At 75.5% G+C, this 18226-nt stretch carries 14 protein-coding genes; 11 read left to right on the forward strand and 3 right to left on the reverse strand.

Annotation, left to right across the window (positions count from 1 at the left end; all coding sequences use genetic code 11):
• Window position 1: 1 nt before the first annotated feature.
• Window positions 2–763, forward strand: a complete 762-nt coding sequence (locus ACI79I_RS08300) for a hypothetical protein (protein ID WP_456991837.1) — start codon at window positions 2–4, stop codon at window positions 761–763.
• A gap of 122 nt (window positions 764–885) precedes the next feature.
• Here ACI79I_RS08300 and ACI79I_RS08305 read toward each other — a convergent pair whose 3' ends face one another.
• Window positions 886–1473 carry a YqgE/AlgH family protein gene (locus ACI79I_RS08305; protein ID WP_456991838.1) on the reverse strand — a complete coding sequence of 196 codons (588 nt, stop codon included), beginning with the start codon at window positions 1471–1473 and terminating at the stop codon, window positions 886–888.
• A gap of 191 nt (window positions 1474–1664) precedes the next feature.
• Between ACI79I_RS08305 and ACI79I_RS08310 the strand changes: the two genes are divergently transcribed.
• Window positions 1665–2924 carry an MFS transporter gene (locus tag ACI79I_RS08310; RefSeq protein WP_456991839.1) on the forward strand — a complete coding sequence of 420 codons (1260 nt, stop codon included), beginning with the start codon at window positions 1665–1667 and terminating at the stop codon, window positions 2922–2924.
• Window positions 2925–3377: 453 nt separating this feature from the next.
• Here ACI79I_RS08310 and ACI79I_RS08315 read toward each other — a convergent pair whose 3' ends face one another.
• A complete protein-coding gene (locus ACI79I_RS08315; protein WP_456991840.1) occupies window positions 3378–4799 on the reverse strand; it encodes a CCA tRNA nucleotidyltransferase in 1422 nt (473 codons plus the stop codon).
• Window positions 4800–5003: 204 nt separating this feature from the next.
• Here ACI79I_RS08315 and ACI79I_RS08320 point away from each other — a divergent pair, with 204 nt between their 5' ends.
• From ACI79I_RS08320 to ACI79I_RS08360, 9 genes are all read left to right on the forward strand, one after another.
• Window positions 5004–5480 (forward strand): NUDIX hydrolase, encoded by a 477-nt coding sequence (locus tag ACI79I_RS08320; protein WP_456906508.1) that lies wholly within the window; start codon window positions 5004–5006, stop codon window positions 5478–5480.
• Between the two features lie 64 nt (window positions 5481–5544).
• Complete coding sequence (locus ACI79I_RS08325) at window positions 5545–7911, forward strand: DUF6049 family protein (protein WP_456991841.1); 2367 nt, start codon at window positions 5545–5547, stop codon at window positions 7909–7911.
• Complete coding sequence (gene murJ, locus ACI79I_RS08330; RefSeq protein ID WP_456991842.1) at window positions 7908–10061, forward strand: murein biosynthesis integral membrane protein MurJ; 2154 nt, start codon at window positions 7908–7910, stop codon at window positions 10059–10061. Before ACI79I_RS08325 ends, murJ begins: the two co-directional genes overlap by 4 nt.
• Window positions 10062–10132: 71 nt before the next feature.
• The gene (locus tag ACI79I_RS08335) at window positions 10133–11752 is read left to right on the forward strand and encodes a hypothetical protein (protein ID WP_456991843.1); all 1620 of its coding nucleotides are present in this window, start codon (window positions 10133–10135) and stop codon (window positions 11750–11752) included.
• Window positions 11753–11862: 110 nt separating this feature from the next.
• Window positions 11863–12837: a thioredoxin-disulfide reductase gene (gene trxB / locus ACI79I_RS08340; RefSeq protein WP_456991844.1), complete on the forward strand. Its 975-nt coding sequence runs from the start codon at window positions 11863–11865 to the stop codon at window positions 12835–12837.
• 110 nt (window positions 12838–12947) lie between these two features.
• Window positions 12948–13274, forward strand: a complete 327-nt coding sequence (gene trxA / locus ACI79I_RS08345; protein ID WP_091220964.1) for a thioredoxin — start codon at window positions 12948–12950, stop codon at window positions 13272–13274.
• A gap of 158 nt (window positions 13275–13432) precedes the next feature.
• A complete protein-coding gene (locus tag ACI79I_RS08350) occupies window positions 13433–14587 on the forward strand; it encodes an N-acetylmuramoyl-L-alanine amidase (RefSeq protein ID WP_456991845.1) in 1155 nt (384 codons plus the stop codon).
• 262 nt (window positions 14588–14849) lie between these two features.
• Window positions 14850–16133: an aminotransferase-like domain-containing protein gene (locus ACI79I_RS08355; protein ID WP_456991846.1), complete on the forward strand. Its 1284-nt coding sequence runs from the start codon at window positions 14850–14852 to the stop codon at window positions 16131–16133.
• Entirely contained in the window at window positions 16130–17125 is a 996-nt protein-coding gene (locus ACI79I_RS08360) for a D-alanine--D-alanine ligase family protein (RefSeq protein ID WP_456991847.1), read from the forward strand. Before ACI79I_RS08355 ends, ACI79I_RS08360 begins: the two co-directional genes overlap by 4 nt.
• A 60-nt stretch (window positions 17126–17185) precedes the next feature.
• Here the strand turns inward: ACI79I_RS08360 and ACI79I_RS08365 are convergent, their stop codons facing one another.
• Complete coding sequence (locus tag ACI79I_RS08365) at window positions 17186–18226, reverse strand: ParB/RepB/Spo0J family partition protein (RefSeq protein ID WP_456991848.1); 1041 nt, start codon at window positions 18224–18226, stop codon at window positions 17186–17188.

Consider the following 18226-nt stretch of genomic DNA (forward strand, 5'->3'; position numbering starts at 1 on the left):
CATGCCGCCGCGCCGCCGTCCCCTCGTCCCGGTCCTGGGGCTGGTGCTCGCGCTGCTGACCGGCTGCTCGGCCGACGACGGGGAGCGGCGGACCGGTGACCCGGTGACGCCCGAGGAGGCCGGCGTCCTCGCCACGCTGCTAGCGCGCAACAGCGAGCAGGGCGGCGCGGACTTCGTGGTGACCGCCCCCTACGGCGAGGACACCGTCCTCACCCTCACCGGCGAGGTCGACTTCCCCGGGCAGGTGGGTCGCGCACAGGCGGTGACCACCTTCGGCGGCGACCGGCCCGACGCGGCCCGGACGCTGTTCTTCACGTCCGAGACGCTGTGGTTCGGCGACGTCCCCGGGCTGGCCGACTCCCTGGCGGAGGCGGGGCTGCCGGAGGCCTCCTACGTGACCCGGCCGCTGGCGACCGGCGAGGAGCAGCCACTCACCGACGTCCTGGTCCGGCTGGTGCTCAACCTCGCCGCCGAGGAGCCCGACGACGCCGGCGCCTTCCGCAGCGCGGACTACTCCTGGCAGGGCGAGCGCTCGGTGGACGGCGAGCTGACCGCGGTCTACGCCTCCGACTCCGGCTGGTCGGTGGCGGTGGACAGCTCCAGCGACCTGCTGGTGCAGTTCGCCACCCGACTGCCCGACCAGGACCTCGAGGTGACGGTGACCCTGTCCGACCACGGCGAGCGGACGATCACCCCGCCGGAGGAGTCCCAGACCGTCGACGGGGAGGAGCACCCGGAGGTCGCGGCGGCCGTCGGGCTGTAGAGGAGGACGGGCCGACCCTGGACGTGCGGGAGGGGCGGCCTCTTCCCCAGACCGCCCCTCCCAGTCCTCTTCCTACCAGATCCGGGTCGACCGCGCTGCCCGTGTGCGGCGGATCGTGACCTTCAGTTGACCGACGGGTCGGCCGGCGCGGTGGACAGCACCGCCAGGCGCCCGGTCTGGCGCCCCATGACCCGGCGCCACAGCTCCGGGCCGGCCAGTGGGCTGAGCACGTCCTCGGGGCGGCCGGCCACGCAGGCCCACGCGCCCTCGGCGATCTCGCCCGCCAGCTGGCCCGGTGACCAGCCCGCGTAGCCGGCGAACACCCGCAGCCCGCGGACCCGGGGGTCGAGCACGTCGGGGTCGGCGTCGAGGTCGACGAGGTGGACGTCGCCGGCGACCCGGCGCAGGCCGCTGTCGGCGTCGGGCTCGGCGCCCGGGCACACCGCCAGGCACAGCGCGGTGTCGGTCTCGCACGGACCGCCCACGTGGAACACGCCCGGGTCGACGGCGAGGTCGCACCAGCCGGGCAGCACGTCGCGGATCTCGACCTGGCTCGGCCGGCCCAGGACGACGCCCAGCGTGCCGGTGTCGCTGTGGTCGAGGACGAAGACGACCGTGCCCGCGAACGTCGGGTCGGTCAGCAGTGGCATCGCGACGAGCAACGAGCCGGGACGGACGTCGTCGAGGCTGCCGATCGACAGGGCGGGCACCGCTTCCGGACGCCGACGTCCCGTGGCCGGGCGGCCAGGCGGCCCGGGCTCGGGTTCGTTCGGCGGCGGGGGAGTCATCGGGTTCCAGTGTGCCCCACCCGGCGGGCCCGCGGCGGGCGAGGGCGCCCCGGTGGGGACCTTCGGCCCGTCGTCCACCCAGAGGCAGGGGACGGCCACCGTAGGGTGACGGCGTGCGGCAGGCGGCGACCACCGTTCGCTCCCTCCTGGTGCGGCCGGACTTCCGCCGGCTCCTCGCCACGCGGCTCGCCTCGCAGGCCGGGGACGGCGTGCTCCAGGCCGCCCTCGCCGGCACGGTGCTGTTCAACCCGCAGCGCGCGGCCGACCCGCTCGACGTCGCCGCGGGGTTCGCCGTCCTGCTGCTGCCCTACTCCCTCGTCGGCCCGTTCGCCGGCGTCCTGCTGGACCGGTGGAGCCGCCGGCAGGTCCTGCTGGGGTGCGGCCTCCTGCGGGCCGGCCTGGTCGCCCTCCTCGCAGCGCTGGTGTGGGGCGGGGTCGCCGGGGCGCCGTACCTCCTGACCGGGCTGGCGGTGTTCTCGGTCAACCGGTTCGTCCTCGCCGCGCTGTCCGCGGCGCTGCCGCACACCACCGACCCGCCGTCCCTGGTGCCGGCCAACGCGGTGTCGACGACGGCCGGCTCGGTGGCCACGGTCGTCGGCGGGGCGGTCGCGGTCGCCCTGCTGCCGCTGGGGAGCGCCGGGGACGGCACCTACGCGGTCATGACGGCGGGCGCGGCCCTCCCGTACCTGCTCTCGGCGCTGGCGGTGGCGGGCCTCGGGCGGGGCTCGCTCGGCCCGGACGCGGGGTCCCGGTCGTCCCTGCGCGCGGTCGGCGCCGGGATGCTCGCCGGCGCGCGGTACGCCTGGTCGATCCGGCCGGCCGCCACCGCGCTGGCGGTCATCACGGTGCACCGGCTCTGCTTCGGGCTGGTCACGCTGATGACGCTGCTGCTGTTCCGCAACACGCTCGCCCCGTGGGGACCCGTCCCCGGCGGGCTGGCCGGCCTCGGCGTGGTGGTCGCGGCAGGGGCGGTCGGCACCCTGCTGGCGGCCGTGGGGACCCCGCCGGCCGTGCGGCGCCTGGGCCGGGCGCGCTGGGTCACCCTGGTGCTCGCCGTCCTCGGGCCGGTGATGGTGGCGCTGGGCCTGCCCTTCCTGGCGCCGACGGTGGCGTTGGCCGGCCTCGCGCTCGGCTTCGGCGGCCAGGCGGTGAAGATCTGCGTGGACAGCACGCTGCAGGAGACGGTGGCCGACGACGTCCGCGGCCGGGTGTTCTCGGTCTACGACATGCTGGTCAACGTCAGCTACGTGGTGGCGCTGCTCGTCGCGGCGTTCCTGCTGCCCGCCTCGGGGGTCTCCGTCCCGCTGGTGCTGGGCGTGGGCGCCGCCTACGCGCTCACCGCGGTGGCCCACGCCCGCGCCTCGTCGCGCTAGCGGAGCGGGGTGGAGCGGAGCGGAGTGCCACGGCGCGGTTTGCTGCGCTCTCACTGCGCTCGACTGCAGAGTGCCGCCCAGATCTCAGCGGCACACGCGTCCTGCTCCGAGCGCGAGCACTCGAGTGGGAGAGGCAGCCGTCGGGTCCTGCCCACGCCAGCCCCGCGAGGTACCTCTCCCGCCGGGTGAGCGCCCCGGAGTGCAGGACGACGACCCCGGGGACCGGTTCCTGCCACCTGCCGGACCGGATGGCCCTGCGGATGCGGTCCTCGCCCACGCCCAGGACGGCGAGCTGGCGACGGTGAGCCACCGTGGTCCGGTCCGAGCGCATGACCCGACCCTGACCGACGCCACACCTGCTCCGACGACTGTCCACAGGCGCGGCTCCGCAGGGGAGTGGGAGGGGCGCACCTCCCACTCCGTGGTACTCCGCCGCCGCTGCGTGACGGGCCGTCAGTGCCGGGCGGCCCACCAGGCGCGGAGCTCGGCCTCGGCCTCCTCGGGTTCCAGCGGGCCGCGCTCCAGCCGCAGGTCCTTGAGGAACGTCCACGCCTCGCCGACCTCCCGGCCCGGCGGGATGCCCAGGATCGCCATGATCGCGTTCCCGTCGAGGTCGGGGCGCACGCGGGCGAGGTCCTCCGCCGCCGAGAGCTCGGCGATCCGCCGCTCCAGCGAGTCGTACGTGGCCGACAGCGCCGCCGCCCGGCGCTTGTTGCGGGTCGTGCTGTCGGAGCGCACGAGCTTGTGCAGCCGCGGCAGCAGGTCGCCGGCGTCGGTGACGTACCGGCGGACCGCGGAGTCGGTCCACTCGCCGCGGCCGTAGCCGTGGAACCGCAGGTGCAGGAAGGTCAGCCGGGCGACCGCCTCCACGACGTCCTTCGGGTAGCGCAGCGCGGTCAGCCGCTTGCGCACCAGCTTCGCGCCGACCACCTCGTGGTGGTGGAAGGAGACCCGCCCCCGCGGCTCGTGCCGCCGGGTGGCCGGCTTGCCGACGTCGTGCAGCAGCGCGGCCAGCCGCAGCACGAGGTCCGGCGACTCGGCGTCCGGATCGGCCTTCTCCAGCGCGATCGCCTGGTCGAGCACGGTGAGCGAGTGGGTGTAGACGTCCTTGTGCTGGTGGTGCTCGTCGATCTCCATCCGCAGCGCGGGCAGCTCGGGCAGGACGACGTCGGCCAGCCCGGTCGACACGAACAGCTCCAGCGCCGCGCGGGGACGGTCCTGCAGCAGGGTCTTGGACAGCTCCACCTGCACCCGCTCCGGCGTGATCCGGGCCAGCTCGCCGGACATCGCCGTCATCGCCTCGACCACGTCCTCGGACGGCGTCAGCTCCAGCTGGGCGACGAAGCGCACCGCGCGCAGCATCCGCAGCGGGTCGTCGGCGAAGGAGTCGGCGGCCGCCCCGGGGGTCCGCAGCCGCTTCGCCAGCAGGTCGCCGAGCCCGCCATGGGGGTCGGTGACGGTGCGGTCGGGACCGAGCGAGACCGCCATCGCGTTGACGGTGAAGTCGCGCCGGGCCAGGTCGTCGACGAGCGAGTCCCCCCAGGCCACCTCGGGGTTGCGTGACTCCCGGTCGTAGCGGTCGGCGCGGAAGGTCGTGATCTCCAGCCGGACGCCGTCCACCTCGGCCCCGACGGTGCCGAAGGCGATGCCGGTGTTCCACGTGGAACTGGCGAACCCGCGGAGCAGCCGCAGCACCTCGACCGGCCGGGCATCGGTGGTGAGGTCCAGGTCGCCGGGCACGCGCGCGGCGCCCGACCCGGCCGCCAGCAGCGCGTCGCGCACCGAGCCACCGACGAGGTGGATCTCGAACCCGGCGTCGGTGAACCGCTGCCCGAGCCGGGTCAGGACGGGCGAGACGTCGACGAGCGCGCGCACCGTCTCCTGCACGGCGGGGGGAACGGCATCGTCACCAGGACTCGAGGGCTGACCGGACACGACGATCCAGCGTAGTGGCGCGCCCGACCGGCACCCGTCCGGCTCCGCGCACCGGGGGAGGACCCCCTGCGGTGCGGCCGCGGTCGCTCGCTCCCCGCTGCGATGCTCCCTGAGTCGTCGCCCGACGCGCGCTACCCTCCTGACATGGCTGGGACGGGCGGGCGAGGGCGCCCCGGCCGCCGGTTGCGGCGGGTGGACGAGACCTCCGCCGGGGGCCTGGTGGTGGCCGACGACCCCATCACGGGGCCGCGTGCCGCCCTCATCGGGCGCACCGACCGCCGCGGCCGGCTGCTCTGGTCCCTGCCCAAGGGGCACATCGAGGAGGGCGAGACCCCGGAGGACACCGCCGTCCGGGAGGTCGCCGAGGAGACCGGCATCATCGGTGAGGTCGTCGCCCCGCTGGGGATCATCGACTTCTGGTTCGTCGCCGACGGCCGGCGCGTGCACAAGACCGTGCACCACTTCCTGCTCCGCGCCATCGGTGGGGCCCTGTCCGACGCCGACATCGAGGTGACCGAGGTCGCCTGGGTGCCTCTCGACGAGCTGAGCGAGCGGCTCGCCTACGCCGACGAGCGGGCCCTGGTCGAACGGGCACCCGCGCTCCTCGCCGACAGCGCGTGACCGGCTGGGAGGCCACCCGCACGGGCCACGCTCCCGGATGGACCGGCGCCGGCGGGGAGCTGACGTGACCCGGACGGCTGCCGGGAGCGCCGGCGGCCGGTCCGGCAGCCCCGGTCGCGCGAGAGCCCGCGCCCGCCGGACGACGGTGTGCGCCACCCTCGCCACGCTGCTCACCGCACCGCTGCTCGGGCTCGCCGTCCCGACCGCCGGAGCCGCCCCGGGCGAACCGGAGCCGGCGGCCGAGGACGACGTCAGCGACCCCGCCCGCCCGGTCCAGGTCGACGTCACCCGCCTCGAGCCGCGCACCCTCGTGGCCGGCGCGACGGTCACCATCACCGGGACGCTCACCAACACCGGCACCGAGACGCTGACCGACCTCGACGTCCGGCTGCAGCGCGGGGAACTGCTCGCCACCCGCGGCCAGCTGCAGGCAGCAGACACCGAGAGCGACCCGGCGGTCGCCGTCGCCACGCCCTTCCAGGAGGTGCCGGGGGAGCTCGAGCCCGGGGAGTCGCTGTCGTTCGGCCTCACCACGAACACCGGCGAGCTGGGCATCGACCGGGACGGCGTCTACCCGGTGCTGCTCAACCTCAACGGCGCGACCGCCGACGGGGAGCGCCGGCGCGTGGGTGAGGTGTCGACGTTCCTCGTGCAGCCCCCGGCGCAGCCGGCGGCCCCGGTCGGCGTCGCGTGGCTGTGGCCCCTGGTGGAGCGCACGCATCGCGACGCCGCCGGCCGGTTCACCGATGACGGCCTGGCCGAGGAGGTGGCCTCCGGGGGCCGGCTGGACCGGGCGCTGGCGGCCGTCGAGCGCCTGCCCGAGTCCGCGGCCGCGGAGGGGAGCGCACCGGCACCGGTGGTGCGGGTGACCCTCGCCGTGGACCCCGCCCTGGTCGAGGAGCTCGAGCTGATGGCCGGCGGCCCCTACGACGTGGCCGGTCAGGAGGACGCCGGGGAGGGCACGGAGGACGCCGCGGCGTTCCTCGACCGGCTGCGGGCGCTCGCCGCCGACCACCCGGTGGTCGCGCTGCCCTACGGCGACGTCGACGCCGACGCCCTCACCGCGGCCGGACTGGGCGACGTCGTCACCCGCAGCCTCCCCGGGACGCCGGACGGCACCGCCCGGGACGACCCCGACGCCCCCACCCCCACGGCGGAGACCACCGAGGCCACCGGCCCCGCGGCGGAGGAGGACGAGGACGCCACCACCGGCGCCGGCGCGGAGGTGCTCCGCGAGGCCCTGGGGGTCGAGCCCCGCACCGACCTGGCCTGGGCGGTCGGCGGCTCGCTGCGTGCCGACACCCTCGCCACCCTCCGCGCCGGGGGTGTCGACGAGGTGGTGCTCTCGCCCAGCGGACTGTCGCAGGGGTCCGCGGCGCTCGGCCTGGACGGCGCCGGCGCGGCGGCCCGGACGACGGTGCCGGCCGAGGACGGCGCGGTCGACGCGCTGGTCGCCGACAGCGGGCTCAGCGGGCTCGTCGGCGCGGCCGCGAGCTCACCCGGGGGCACCCGCGTCGCCGAGCAGCGCTACCTCGCCGAGCTGGCCCTGCTGGGCCTGCGCACCGGCGGGGACCCGGGCGCCGGCCAGACCGTGCTGGTCGCGCCGCCGCGCGAGGTCGACGTCGACCCGGCGGGCATGAGCTCGATCATCGCCGCCGCGGCGCAGCTGCCGTGGCTGCGCCCGGCGACGGTGTCCCAGCTCGACGACGGGCCGGTCGCGGCGACCGGTGAGCTGGTCCCGCCGGCCGAGCCGGGCGGCCTGGCCGCCGGGGGCCTGGCCGAGGTCGCCGCCGCGGTGGACATCCGCGACGACCTGGCCGGCGCCGTCGTCGAGGACGTCGGCGCGGCGATGGCCCCCTACGACGCCGCCGTGTCGCGGACCACGTCCGCGGCGTGGCGGGACGACCCGGAGGCCTTCGGCGCGGCCGCCACCGACCTCCGCTCGACCCTGTCCGGGCTGCGCGGGCAGGTCACCCTGCTCTCCCCGGCCGACGGCACCTACAGCCTCGCCTCCAGCGACGCCCCGCTGGTGCTCACCGTGCGCAACGACCTGCCCTTCGCCGTGCGCGTGCAGCTGCAGGTGCAGACCCGCGGCAGCGCCCTCACCGTGGGCGACGTCGGCGCGCAGGTGCTCGCCCCCGAGCAGCGGACGACGCTGCAGGTGCCCGCCGAGGTGCGCCAGTCCGGCCGCTTCAGCGTCGTCGCCACGCTGACCACGCCGGACGGCGGGCCGCTCGGTGAGCCGGTGGAGCTGCAGGTCAAGAGCACCGCCTACGGGTCGATCTCGCTGCTGATCACCATCGGCGCGGCCGCCCTCCTGGGGCTGCTGTTCCTGCGCCGCCTGGTGCTGTTCCTGCTGCGCCGCCGCCGCGGGACGCCGCAGGACGCCGCTGCCCCCGTGCCGCTGCCACCGACGCGGAGCCCCGTGTGAGCACCGACCGTCCCGTCGGCGAGCAGCAGCGCCGGATCCCCCTGCCTCCGGTCCCCCCGCCCGACCGCGGCCTCGCCGACCGGGAGACGACCCGAGACGGGGAGGCGGCCCGCGACCGGGAGGCCCCGCCCCACCGGGAGGCCCCGTTCGGGGGGACCACCCGCGACCGGGGGACCCCGCCGGCCGCCGCACCGCCGGCCGCCGCACCGCCGGCCGCCGCACCACCGGCCGCCGGCCCGCCGCCCGTGCCCGGCCCGGCCACGCCCGCGCTGCCGCTGCCCCCGCCGCCCTACCCCCAGGTGCCCCGGGCGGTGCCGGCCGACGGTCCGCGCGTGCCGGAGCAGGCCCGGCCCGCCGCGTCACGGCCCACCGTCCGACCCCCCGGGCGGTCGCGGCCGCTGCCGCCGGTCCCGCCGCCGCGGCCCCGCGGCCGGTTCGTCCCCGGTCCCGACGACACCCAGCTCATCCCGGTGCTGCCGGCGGTGCCCCGCCGGGTCGACGAGACCGACGAGGAGGTCGAGGCCCGCGAGGGCGCGCCGGGTGCCAGCCGCGGCATCCTGCGCGCCGCGGGCACGATGGCGGTCGCGACGCTGGTCTCCCGGGTGACCGGCCTGCTGCGCACCATGGTGCTGGCGGCGGCGCTGGGCGTGGGTCTGGTCAACGACGCCTACAACACCGCCAACACGCTGCCCAACATCGTCTATGAGCTGCTTCTGGGCGGCGTCCTGACCTCGGTGGTCGTGCCGCTGCTCGTGCACGCCCAGGAGCGCGACGCCGACGGCGGCGTCCGCTACGCGCAGCGGCTGTCCACCGTCGCGCTGGTCGGCCTGCTCGGGGTGACGGCGGTGGCCATCGCGGCCGCTCCGCTGCTGACCTCGCTCTACGGGATCCACGGCGACCCGGAGCAGGTGCGGCTGGCCAACTGGCTGGCGCGGATCCTGCTGCTGGAGATCGTGTTCTACGGGCTGGGAGCGCTCGCCCAGGCCATCCTCAACGCCCGCGGGGTGTTCGGGCCGCCGGCCTGGGCGCCGGTGCTCAACAACGTGGTCGTGATCGCCACCGGCCTGCTGTTCGTCGCCGGGAGCGGGCCGGGCGAGCTCACCCCGGTCACCATCACCGACGGCCAGGTCTGGCTGCTCGCCGTCGGCACGACGCTGGGCATCGCGCTGCAGGCACTCGTGCTGCTGCCGCTGCTGCGCCGGGCCGGCGTCCCGCTGCGTCCCCGGTGGAACCTGCGGCAGACCGGCCTGCGGGAGGTGGGCGGCCTGGGGCTGTGGGTGATCGGCTACGTGGCGATCAGCCAGATCGGTGTCGTCGTCGCCACCCGGGTCGCCAACGAGGCCGGCCGCGAGGACGGCCTCGGTTCGAGCGCCTTCGCGATCGCGAGCCTGCTGTTCCAGATGCCCTACGGGATCATCGGTGTCGCCCTGCTCACCGCGCTCCTGCCGCGGATGAGCCGTGCCGCCGCCCGCTCCGACGTCCCGGGCGTGGTGCAGGACCTCTCCCTGGGCACCCGCCTCTCCGCGCTGGGCCTGCTACCGGTGGCCGCGGCGCTGACCGTGCTCGGCCCGGCCCTGGCCACCGTCGCCTTCGCCCGCGGCAACACCAGCGTCGAGGACGCGCGGGCCATCGGCGTGGCCCTCGCCGTCGGCGCGTTCGGGCTGCTGCCGATGGCGGTGACCCTGCTGCAGCTGCGGGTGTTCTACGCGATGAAGGACGCCCGGACGCCGACGCTGCTCCAGCTCGGGATGGTCGCCGTCCGGGTGCCGCTCCTGCTGCTGGTCCCCGTCGTCGTCGACCCGGAGCACGTGGTGGCCGGGCTGATGCTGGTCACCAGCGTCACGTACGTGGCCGGCTGGGTGCTCGGGCACGTCGCGCTGAGCCGGCGGCTGGGCGGGCTGGGCGCTGCCGGCACGCTGGGGACGGTCCTGCGGGTCGCCGCCGCGTCGGCCGTGGCGGCGCTGGTCGGGTGGGTCGTCGTCCGCGTGACCGACGACGCTCTGGGGACGTCGGTGGGGGGCTCGCTCGGCACCCTGCTGATCGGTACCGTGGTGATCGGCGTCGCGGCTCTGGTAGGGATCGTGCTCGCTCGAGTTCCGGAGACCCGTGAGCCCCTGGCAGCCGTCAGGGCCCGGCTGGGGCGCGGGTGAGCAGCGCGGCGGCGCCACCGCCGGGGCACCCGAGCCACCGGCCCGGAGCGAACAGGGGGTCGGCCGCGTCGATGACGTCCACGGCCACCGGCCTCCCCGACCGCTACCGCCCCCTCGACGAGGTCGGCGCCCCCGAGACCACCGCCACCGGCGTCATCCGCTGCTGGCGTGCCAAGGACCGCATCCTCAACCGCGACGTCGCCATCCGGGTGCACGCCCCCGGCGGCCAGGCGGCCCGCGAGTGGATCACCCGCGCGCTCACCGCCGGCGGCCTGGCGACCCCCGCACTGGCGATGGTCTACGACGCCGCGGAGGGCAGCGGGTCGGGCAACGACAGCGCCGCCTACGTCGTCAACGAGTGGATCGAGGGACAGACCCTCGGTGAGCGCCTCGCCGAGGGCCCGATGCCCGACCGCGAGGTCCGCACCGTGCTGCGGCGGCTGGCCGAGGGGGTCGCCGAGGCCCACCGCGTCGGGCTCGCCGTCGGCGGCATCACCCCGGACACCGTCGTCCTGCGGCCCAACGGACTGGTCGGCCTGCGGGCGGTCCCCGCTGCCAGCGGCACCATGCAGGGCGACATCACCGCGCTCGGCGAGCTGCTGGAGTACTGCCTCACCGGAAGCCGCTCCGGTGACACCGTCGTCCCCGGCCGGACCCCCGCGATGGCCCCCGACCTCGCCGCGCTGGTCCGCCGCGCCCGGTCCACCGAACCCGGCGCCGGCCTGTCCAGCGTCGCGGCGATGGCCTCGCTGCTGGCCGAGCGGCCGCGCGGCACGCACCCGTCGGAGCCGCTGCGCGGTCCCGACGAGACCGACAGCGGCTGGCTGCGCCGCCTGCGCGAGCGCCGGGACGAGGACGACGTCGCGGTCGACCCGGCGCCGACGATGGACGCCTCGCGCTCCGGCGCCCGCCGCCTGGACCCCTCGGGCCGCCCGCCGGTGCCCGGCCCGCCCGCCGACGACGCCGACGAGGACCTGTTCCCGCTGTCGGGCGGGTTCGGGGTGGACGACGACGACGAGCCCGCGGACGAGGCCCTGGCCGACGACGAGCCGCGGCCCGGGCGCCGTCGGCTGCTGGTCGGCGGCCTGGTGGTCGTCACCCTCGCCGTCGTGGTCGCGCTCGCCTGGTGGTTCGGCTCCAGCGTGCTGTCGGTCGCCGGCTCCGTGGGCGAGACCGACAGCCCGTCGGCGCCCTCTCCCGCCGGCACCGCCCCGGCCGCGGAGGAGGCGCCGGCCGAGGACACCACGGCCGCCACCATCAGCTCCGCGACGGTGTTCGACCCGTTCGGGGACGGCGAGCCAGAGAACACCGACGACGTCCCGCTCTCCTACGACGGCGACCCGGCCACCGCGTGGTCGACCCTGGAGTACCGGGGCTCGGCCGACTTCGGCAACCTCAAGGACGGCGTCGGCGTCGTCTACGACCTCGGCTCGGAGCAGGCCCTGGCGGGGGTCACGCTCACCACCAACACGCCCGGTGCCACCGTCGAGGTCCGCACCGGCGGCTCGCCCGACGGTGCGCTCGACGACTTCCCGGTGCAGGCCTCCGGCGAGCTGGAGGAGAGCACCGACCTCACCTTCGACGCCCCGGTGACCTCCCGGTACGTGCTGGTGTGGGTCACGGGGCTGGTGTCCTCGGGGGACGGTTTCTCGGCCGACGTCGCCGAGGTGGAGCTGCGCCCCGCGGGGTGAGCGACACCCTCCGTCCGGGGGGAGCGCGGGCCCGCTGACGGGGGAATTCGGCCCCTACCATCCTCGTTGTGCCGCCCGTGACCACAGACCACCCGACCCCTGGACCCGCCTTGACCACCGAGGGGAACCCTGCCATCCCGCCGGCGGAGCACGACGGCGTCCGCGACCTGATCATCATCGGGTCGGGCCCGGCGGGGTACACCGCCGCGATCTACGCCGCCCGCGCGAACCTCCACCCGCTGGTGTTCGAGGGCTCCCAGTTCGGTGGCGCGCTCATGACCACCACCGAGGTGGAGAACTTCCCCGGCTTCGCCGAGGGCATCCAGGGCCCGCAGCTCATGGACGACATGCGCACCCAGGCCGAGCGCTTCGGCGCCGAGCTGGTGGCCCGCGACGTCACCGAGGTCGACCTCACCGCCGAGCCCAAGATCGTCAAGGTCGGCGACGAGGTGCACCGCGCCCACGCGGTCATCGTCGCGACCGGCTCCAAGTACCGGTACCTGGGCCTGGACAACGAGGCCCGGCTGCTCGGCCGCGGTGTCTCCGCCTGCGCGACCTGCGACGGCTTCTTCTTCCGCGACCAGGACATCGTCGTCGTCGGTGGCGGTGACTCCGCGATGGAGGAGGCCACCTTCCTCACCCGCTTCGCCAAGACCGTGACCGTCGTGCACCGCCGGCAGGAGCTGCGCGCCTCCAAGATCATGCAGCAGCGCGCGCAGGACAACGAGAAGATCCGCTGGGCGCTGGGCAAGACGGTCAGCGACGTGCTCGGCGAGGACACCGTCTCCGGCGTCCGGCTCACCGACGTCGAGACCGGGGCCTCCGAGGAGGTGCCCGTCACCGGCGTGTTCGTCGCCATCGGCCACGACCCCCGCAGCGAGCTGTTCGCCGGTCAGCTGAAGCTGGACGACGAGGGCTACATCCAGGTCGAGCACCCGACCACCAGGACCAACATCGACGGCGTCTTCGCCTGCGGTGACGTGGTGGACCACATCTACCGCCAGGCCATCACCTCGGCCGGGACCGGCGCCTCGGCGGCCATCGACGCCGAGCGCTTCCTGGCCGAGAAGTTCCACGAGCGCTGACGACCGACCCCGGCCCGTGCACCGGGGCGCCCCGACCCGGGCATAGATGCACCACCGTGCCGGTTGCACCCGGCAGCACTCGAGCCACTCGAACCACGAGGAGAACGACCATGGCAGGCAACACCGTGACGGTCACCGACGCCACCTTCGCCGACGACGTGCTGGGCAGCGACAAGCCCGTGCTCGTCGACTTCTGGGCGGAGTGGTGCGGCCCGTGCAAGATGGTCGCTCCGGTCCTCGAGGAGATCGCCGCCGAGCACGGCGACAAGCTGACGATCGCGAAGCTCAACATCGACGAGAACCCGCAGATCGCGCGTGACTACCAGGTCATGTCGATCCCGACGATGACGGTCTTCCAGGGCGGCAAGCCGGTGAAGAGCATCATCGGGGCCAAGCCGAAGGGCGCGATCCTCTCCGACCTCGCCGACTACATCTGAGCGAGGCCCGTCCTCCGGGACGTGGCTGCACGACCTGATCCAGGGCCTCCCCGGCCGCGTGCCGGGGAGGCCCTGGCGCGTCCCGGGCCCGGCCCAGCGGAGCCGCCGTGCGCCCCCGCTGGGCCGGGACGGCGTGCGGGGACGACAATCGACGCACGATGGGAACCGACAGCCGCATGCACCCACTGGGGCCGGGGGACCGCGGCCCCGCCGTGGCCGACGTGCACGCCGCCCTGCGCACGCTGGGGCTGCTGCCCGCCGCGAACGGTGCCGCCGAGGAGGAACCGCTGGAGCAGGCGGTCTACGACCCCTCCACCGAGCTCGCCGTCCGGCACTTCCAGCAGGTCCGCGGGCTCACCGTGGACGGCCGCGTGGGGGAGGAGACCTACCGCGCACTGTCGGAGGCCCGCTGGTCCCTGGGCGACCGGCTGCTGCACCACGACCCCGAGCGGCCGATCCGCGGGGACGACGTCACCAACCTGCAGGACCGGCTGCACGAGCTCGGCTACGACGCCGGCCCGGTGGACGGCGTCTTCGGTGCGGAGACCGAGTCGGGGCTGCGCGCCTTCCAGCGGGACTACGGCCTGACCGCCGACGGCACCTGCGGCCCGGCCACGCTGCGGGCGCTGCGCCAGCTGGGCCGCAAGGTCACCGGCGGCCGGCCGCAGCTGCTGCGGCAGAGTGCGAGCTTCGTGGAGAGCGGTCCCCACCTGATCGGCCGGCGGATCGTCGTCGACCCCGGCCACGGCGGGTCCGACCCCGGCGTCACCTCGGGCGAGACGACCGAGGCCGACCTGGTGCTCGACCTCGCCTCGCGGATCGAGGGCCAGCTCGCCGCCGCCGGCGCCACGGTGTACCTGACCCGCGGCCGCGAGCAGAATCCCACCGCGGCCGAGCGGACCCGGTTCGCCAACGACGCCCGCGCCGACCTGTTCCTCTCCCTGCACCTGGACGCGTACTCCTCCGAGCACGCCCGCGGGGTGGCCAGCTACCACTACGGCACCGGCTCGGGGGCGTCGTCCACCGTCGGGGAGCAGTTCGCCAACCTGGCCCGCCGGGAGATCGTCGCGCGCACCGGCATGCTGGACCTGGGGTCGCACCCCAAGACCTGGGACCTGCTGCGGATGACGAAGATGCCCGCGGTGCGGATCGACTGCGGCTACCTCTCCCACCCGGTCGACCGGCTGCTGCTGCTCGACGCCCGGCTGCGCAGCACGGTCGCCAGCGCCGTGGTGGCCGCCGTCCAGCGGCTGTTCCTGCCTGCCGAGGCCGACCCGCCCACCGGCACGTTCGTCCTCCCCGCCCGGGTCTGAGGGCGGTGACACCGGTCCTCCCGGACGACACCGCGGCCATGACCCCGGCGCTCTCGGTCGGCGCGGGCCGAGCGCCCTCAGCGGACCCTTCCGTCACAGTCGACGTGTCCCCGGCGGGCCCGGGGGAGCGGCTCCCTACACTCGACAGGTGGCCTCCCTCCCGCCCGGCACGCCCCCGGGCCCCGGTGTGAACCCCCACCCGGCGCCGCGCCACCCGCGGCTGGACCCCCTGGCGGACCGGTACGCAGCACGCACGCACGGGATGAAGACCTCCGAGATCCGTGCGCTGTTCTCCGTCGTCAGCCGGCCCGAGGTCGTGTCGCTCGCCGGCGGCATGCCGGCGGTCACCGCCCTGCCGCTGGACGCGGTCGGCTCGATGATCGGCGAGCTGGTCTCGGGCATGGGCGCGCAGACGCTGCAGTACGGCTCCGGCCAGGGCGATCCGCGGCTGCGCGAGCGGATCTGCGACGTCATGGCGCTGGAGGGCATCACCGACGCCTCGCCCAGCGAGGTCGTGGTCACCGTCGGGTCCCAGCAGGGGCTGGACCTGGTCACCCGGGTGTTCTGCGACCCGGGTGATGTCGTCCTCGCCGAGGGGCCGTCCTACGTCGGCGCGCTGGGGGTCTTCCAGGCCGCCGAGGCGCGGGTCCGGCACGTCCCGATGGACGACGACGGGCTGATCCCCGAGGCGCTGGAGCAGGCGCTCATCGAGTGCCGGGCCAACGGCGACCGGGTGAAGTTCCTCTACACGGTGCCGAACTACCACAACCCGGCCGGCGTGACCCTCTCCGAGCCGCGCCGCGAGGCGGTCATGGAGATCGCCGAGCGCTACGACCTGCTCGTCATCGAGGACAACCCCTACGGGCTGCTCGGCTTCGACCGCGACCCGATGCGCGCCCTGCGCGCCCGCGACAGCCGCCGGGTGGTCTACCTCGGCTCGTTCTCCAAGACCTTCTCCCCGGGCCTGCGGGTCGGCTGGGTGCTCGCGCCGCTGGCCGTCCGGGAGAAGCTGGTGCTGGCCACCGAGGCGCAGGTGCTCTGCCCGCCCTCGCTCACCCAGTACGCCGTCGCCCGGTACCTGGACACCCAGCCCTGGCGCGAGCAGATCAAGCACTTCGTCGAGCTCTACCGCGAGCGGCGGGACGCCACGCTGGAGTCCCTCGAGCAGCTGATGCCCGCCGGCACCACCTGGACCCGGCCCGACGGCGGCTTCTACGTGTGGCTGAAGCTGCCGCACGGTCTGGACGCCAAGCTCATGCAGCCGCGCGCGGTCAACGCGCACGTCGCCTACGTGCCCGGCATCGGCTTCTACGCCGACGGCGCGGGCAAGGAGTACATGCGGCTGTCGTACTGCTACCCCGAGCCCGACCAGATCCGGGAGGGCGTCCGCCGGCTGGCCCGGGTCATCGAGGCCGAGCTGGACCTGCACTCCACCTTCGGCGCGGTGGACACCGGCTCCTTCCGCGCCGTGGCCCGCCCCAACCACACGGCCGAGAACGTGGTCGGCCCCGCCAACAGCGACACCTACGAGGACGGACGCGCATGAGCGAGCCGGCTGCCGCCCCCGCCGCGGAGCCCGTGGAGTCCCGCCACCCGCTGCGCGCGGTCGTGCTGGCGGGCGGCCTGGCCTTCGAGCGCGAGGTGAGCCTGTCCTCGGGCACGCAGGTCTGGGAGGAGCTGACCCGCGTCGGGGTGGACGCCGAGCTGCGCGACGCCGACGCCGAGCTGCTGCCCGGCCTGGCCGCCGCACCGGCCGACGCCGTCTTCATCGCACTGCACGGGGCCACCGGGGAGGACGGCGCGCTGCGCGCGGTCCTCGACCTGGCCGGCGTCCCCTACGTCGGCTCCCCGGCCGCGGCGTGCCGGCTGGCGTGGGACAAGCCCGCCGCCAAGTCCGTCGTCCGGTCCGCGGGCCTGACGACGCCGGACTGGGTGGCGCTGCCGCACAGCACCTTCCGGGAGCTCGGTGCCGGCGCGGTCCTGGACCTCATCGTCGCCCGCCTGGGCCTGCCCTTGATGGTCAAGCCCGCGTCGGGAGGGTCGGCCCTGGGCGCGCAGAAGGTCACCCGCGTCGAGGACCTGCCCGCCGCCATGGTGAGCTGCTTCGCCTACGGGGACACCGTGCTGGTGGAGCGGTTCGTCGAGGGCGTGGAGCTGGCCCTGTCCGTGGTCGACCTGGGCCGGGGCCCGGAGGCGCTGCCGGCCGTGGAGATCTCCCCCGAGTCCGGTGTCTTCGACTACACCTCCCGCTACACCCCGGGTCTCACCGAGTACCACGCCCCCGCCCGGGTCCCCGACGAGGTCGCGGCGACGGCCGCGGCGCTGGCCGTCCAGGTGCACCGGGTGCTCGGACTGGCCGACCTGTCCCGCACCGACGCCATCGTCACCCCTGACGGCCAGGTGCACTTCCTCGAGGTGAACGTCTCGCCGGGGCTCACCGAGACGTCGATGTTCCCGATGGCCGTCGAGGCGGCCGGTCACTCGCTGGGCGACGTCCTCGCCCAGCTGCTGAGCCGCCGGGCCACCACCCCCCGCTAGGCACAGACCGCGAAGGCCGGGTTCCGTCAGTGACGGAACCCGGCCTTCGCGGTCCTCCCGTCAGTCCTCGGTCCGGCGCCCGCTGATGTCCGGGGCCATCTGGCTGATGATCCGCTGCAGGTCGTCGACCGACCCGAACTCGACGACGATGCGGCCCTTGGCGCGGCCGATCTGGATCTTGACCTTGGTCTCGAAGGCGTCCGACAGCCGCCCGGCGAGGTCCTCCACACCGGGAGCGCTGATCCGCCGGGTCCGGCGCTTGGCGGCCGGCTCCTCGGCCGCGGCGAGGGCGACGGCCTCCTCGGTGGCCCGCACCGACATCCCCTCGGCGACGACCCGGGTGGCCAGGGCCTCCTGCGCCTGCGCGTCGGCCAGCCCGAGCAGCGCGCGGGCGTGACCCGCGGAGATCACGCCGGCCGCCACGCGGGTCTGCACCTTCACCGGCAGCTTGAGCAGCCGGATGGTGTTGGTGACCTGCGAGCGGCTGCGGCCGATCCGCTGCGCCAGCTCCTCGTGGGTGGCGCCGAACTCCTCCAGCAGCTGCTGGTAGGCCGCGGCCTCCTCCAGCGGGTTCAGCTGGACCCGGTGGATGTTCTCCAGCAGGGCGTCGCGCAGCAGGGCGTCGTCCGTGGTGTCCCGGATGATGGCCGGCACGGTCTCCAGCTCGGCCGCGCGCGCGGCCCGCAGCCGGCGCTCGCCCATGATGAGCTCGTAGCCGCCCTCGCTGCGCTCGCGCACGACGATCGGCTGCAGGAGACCGAACTCCCGCACGGAGTGCGTGAGCTCCTCCAGCGCCTCGTCGTCGAAGACCTGGCGGGGCTGCTTGGGGTTGGGGACGACGTCGGCGACGGCGACCTCCCGCAGCTGCGCGCCCGGGACACCGACGGCCTCCTCCACCTGGCGGGCCACCGTCGCGGCCGCCTCCGCCGCCGGGGGCAGCAGGTGCACCGGGGGAGCGGCGGGGGGCTCCGCCGGGGCGGCGGGCGCGGCGCCCTCCGGCCGCTGTCCGCCGTCGGTCTCGGGCAGCGTCGGCTGCTCGACCGGGGCGCTGGTGGGGATCAGCGCCGCGAGCCCCCGGCCGAGGCCACCACGCTTGGACAT

Source organism: Geodermatophilus sp. SYSU D01105 (assembly GCF_054050095.1).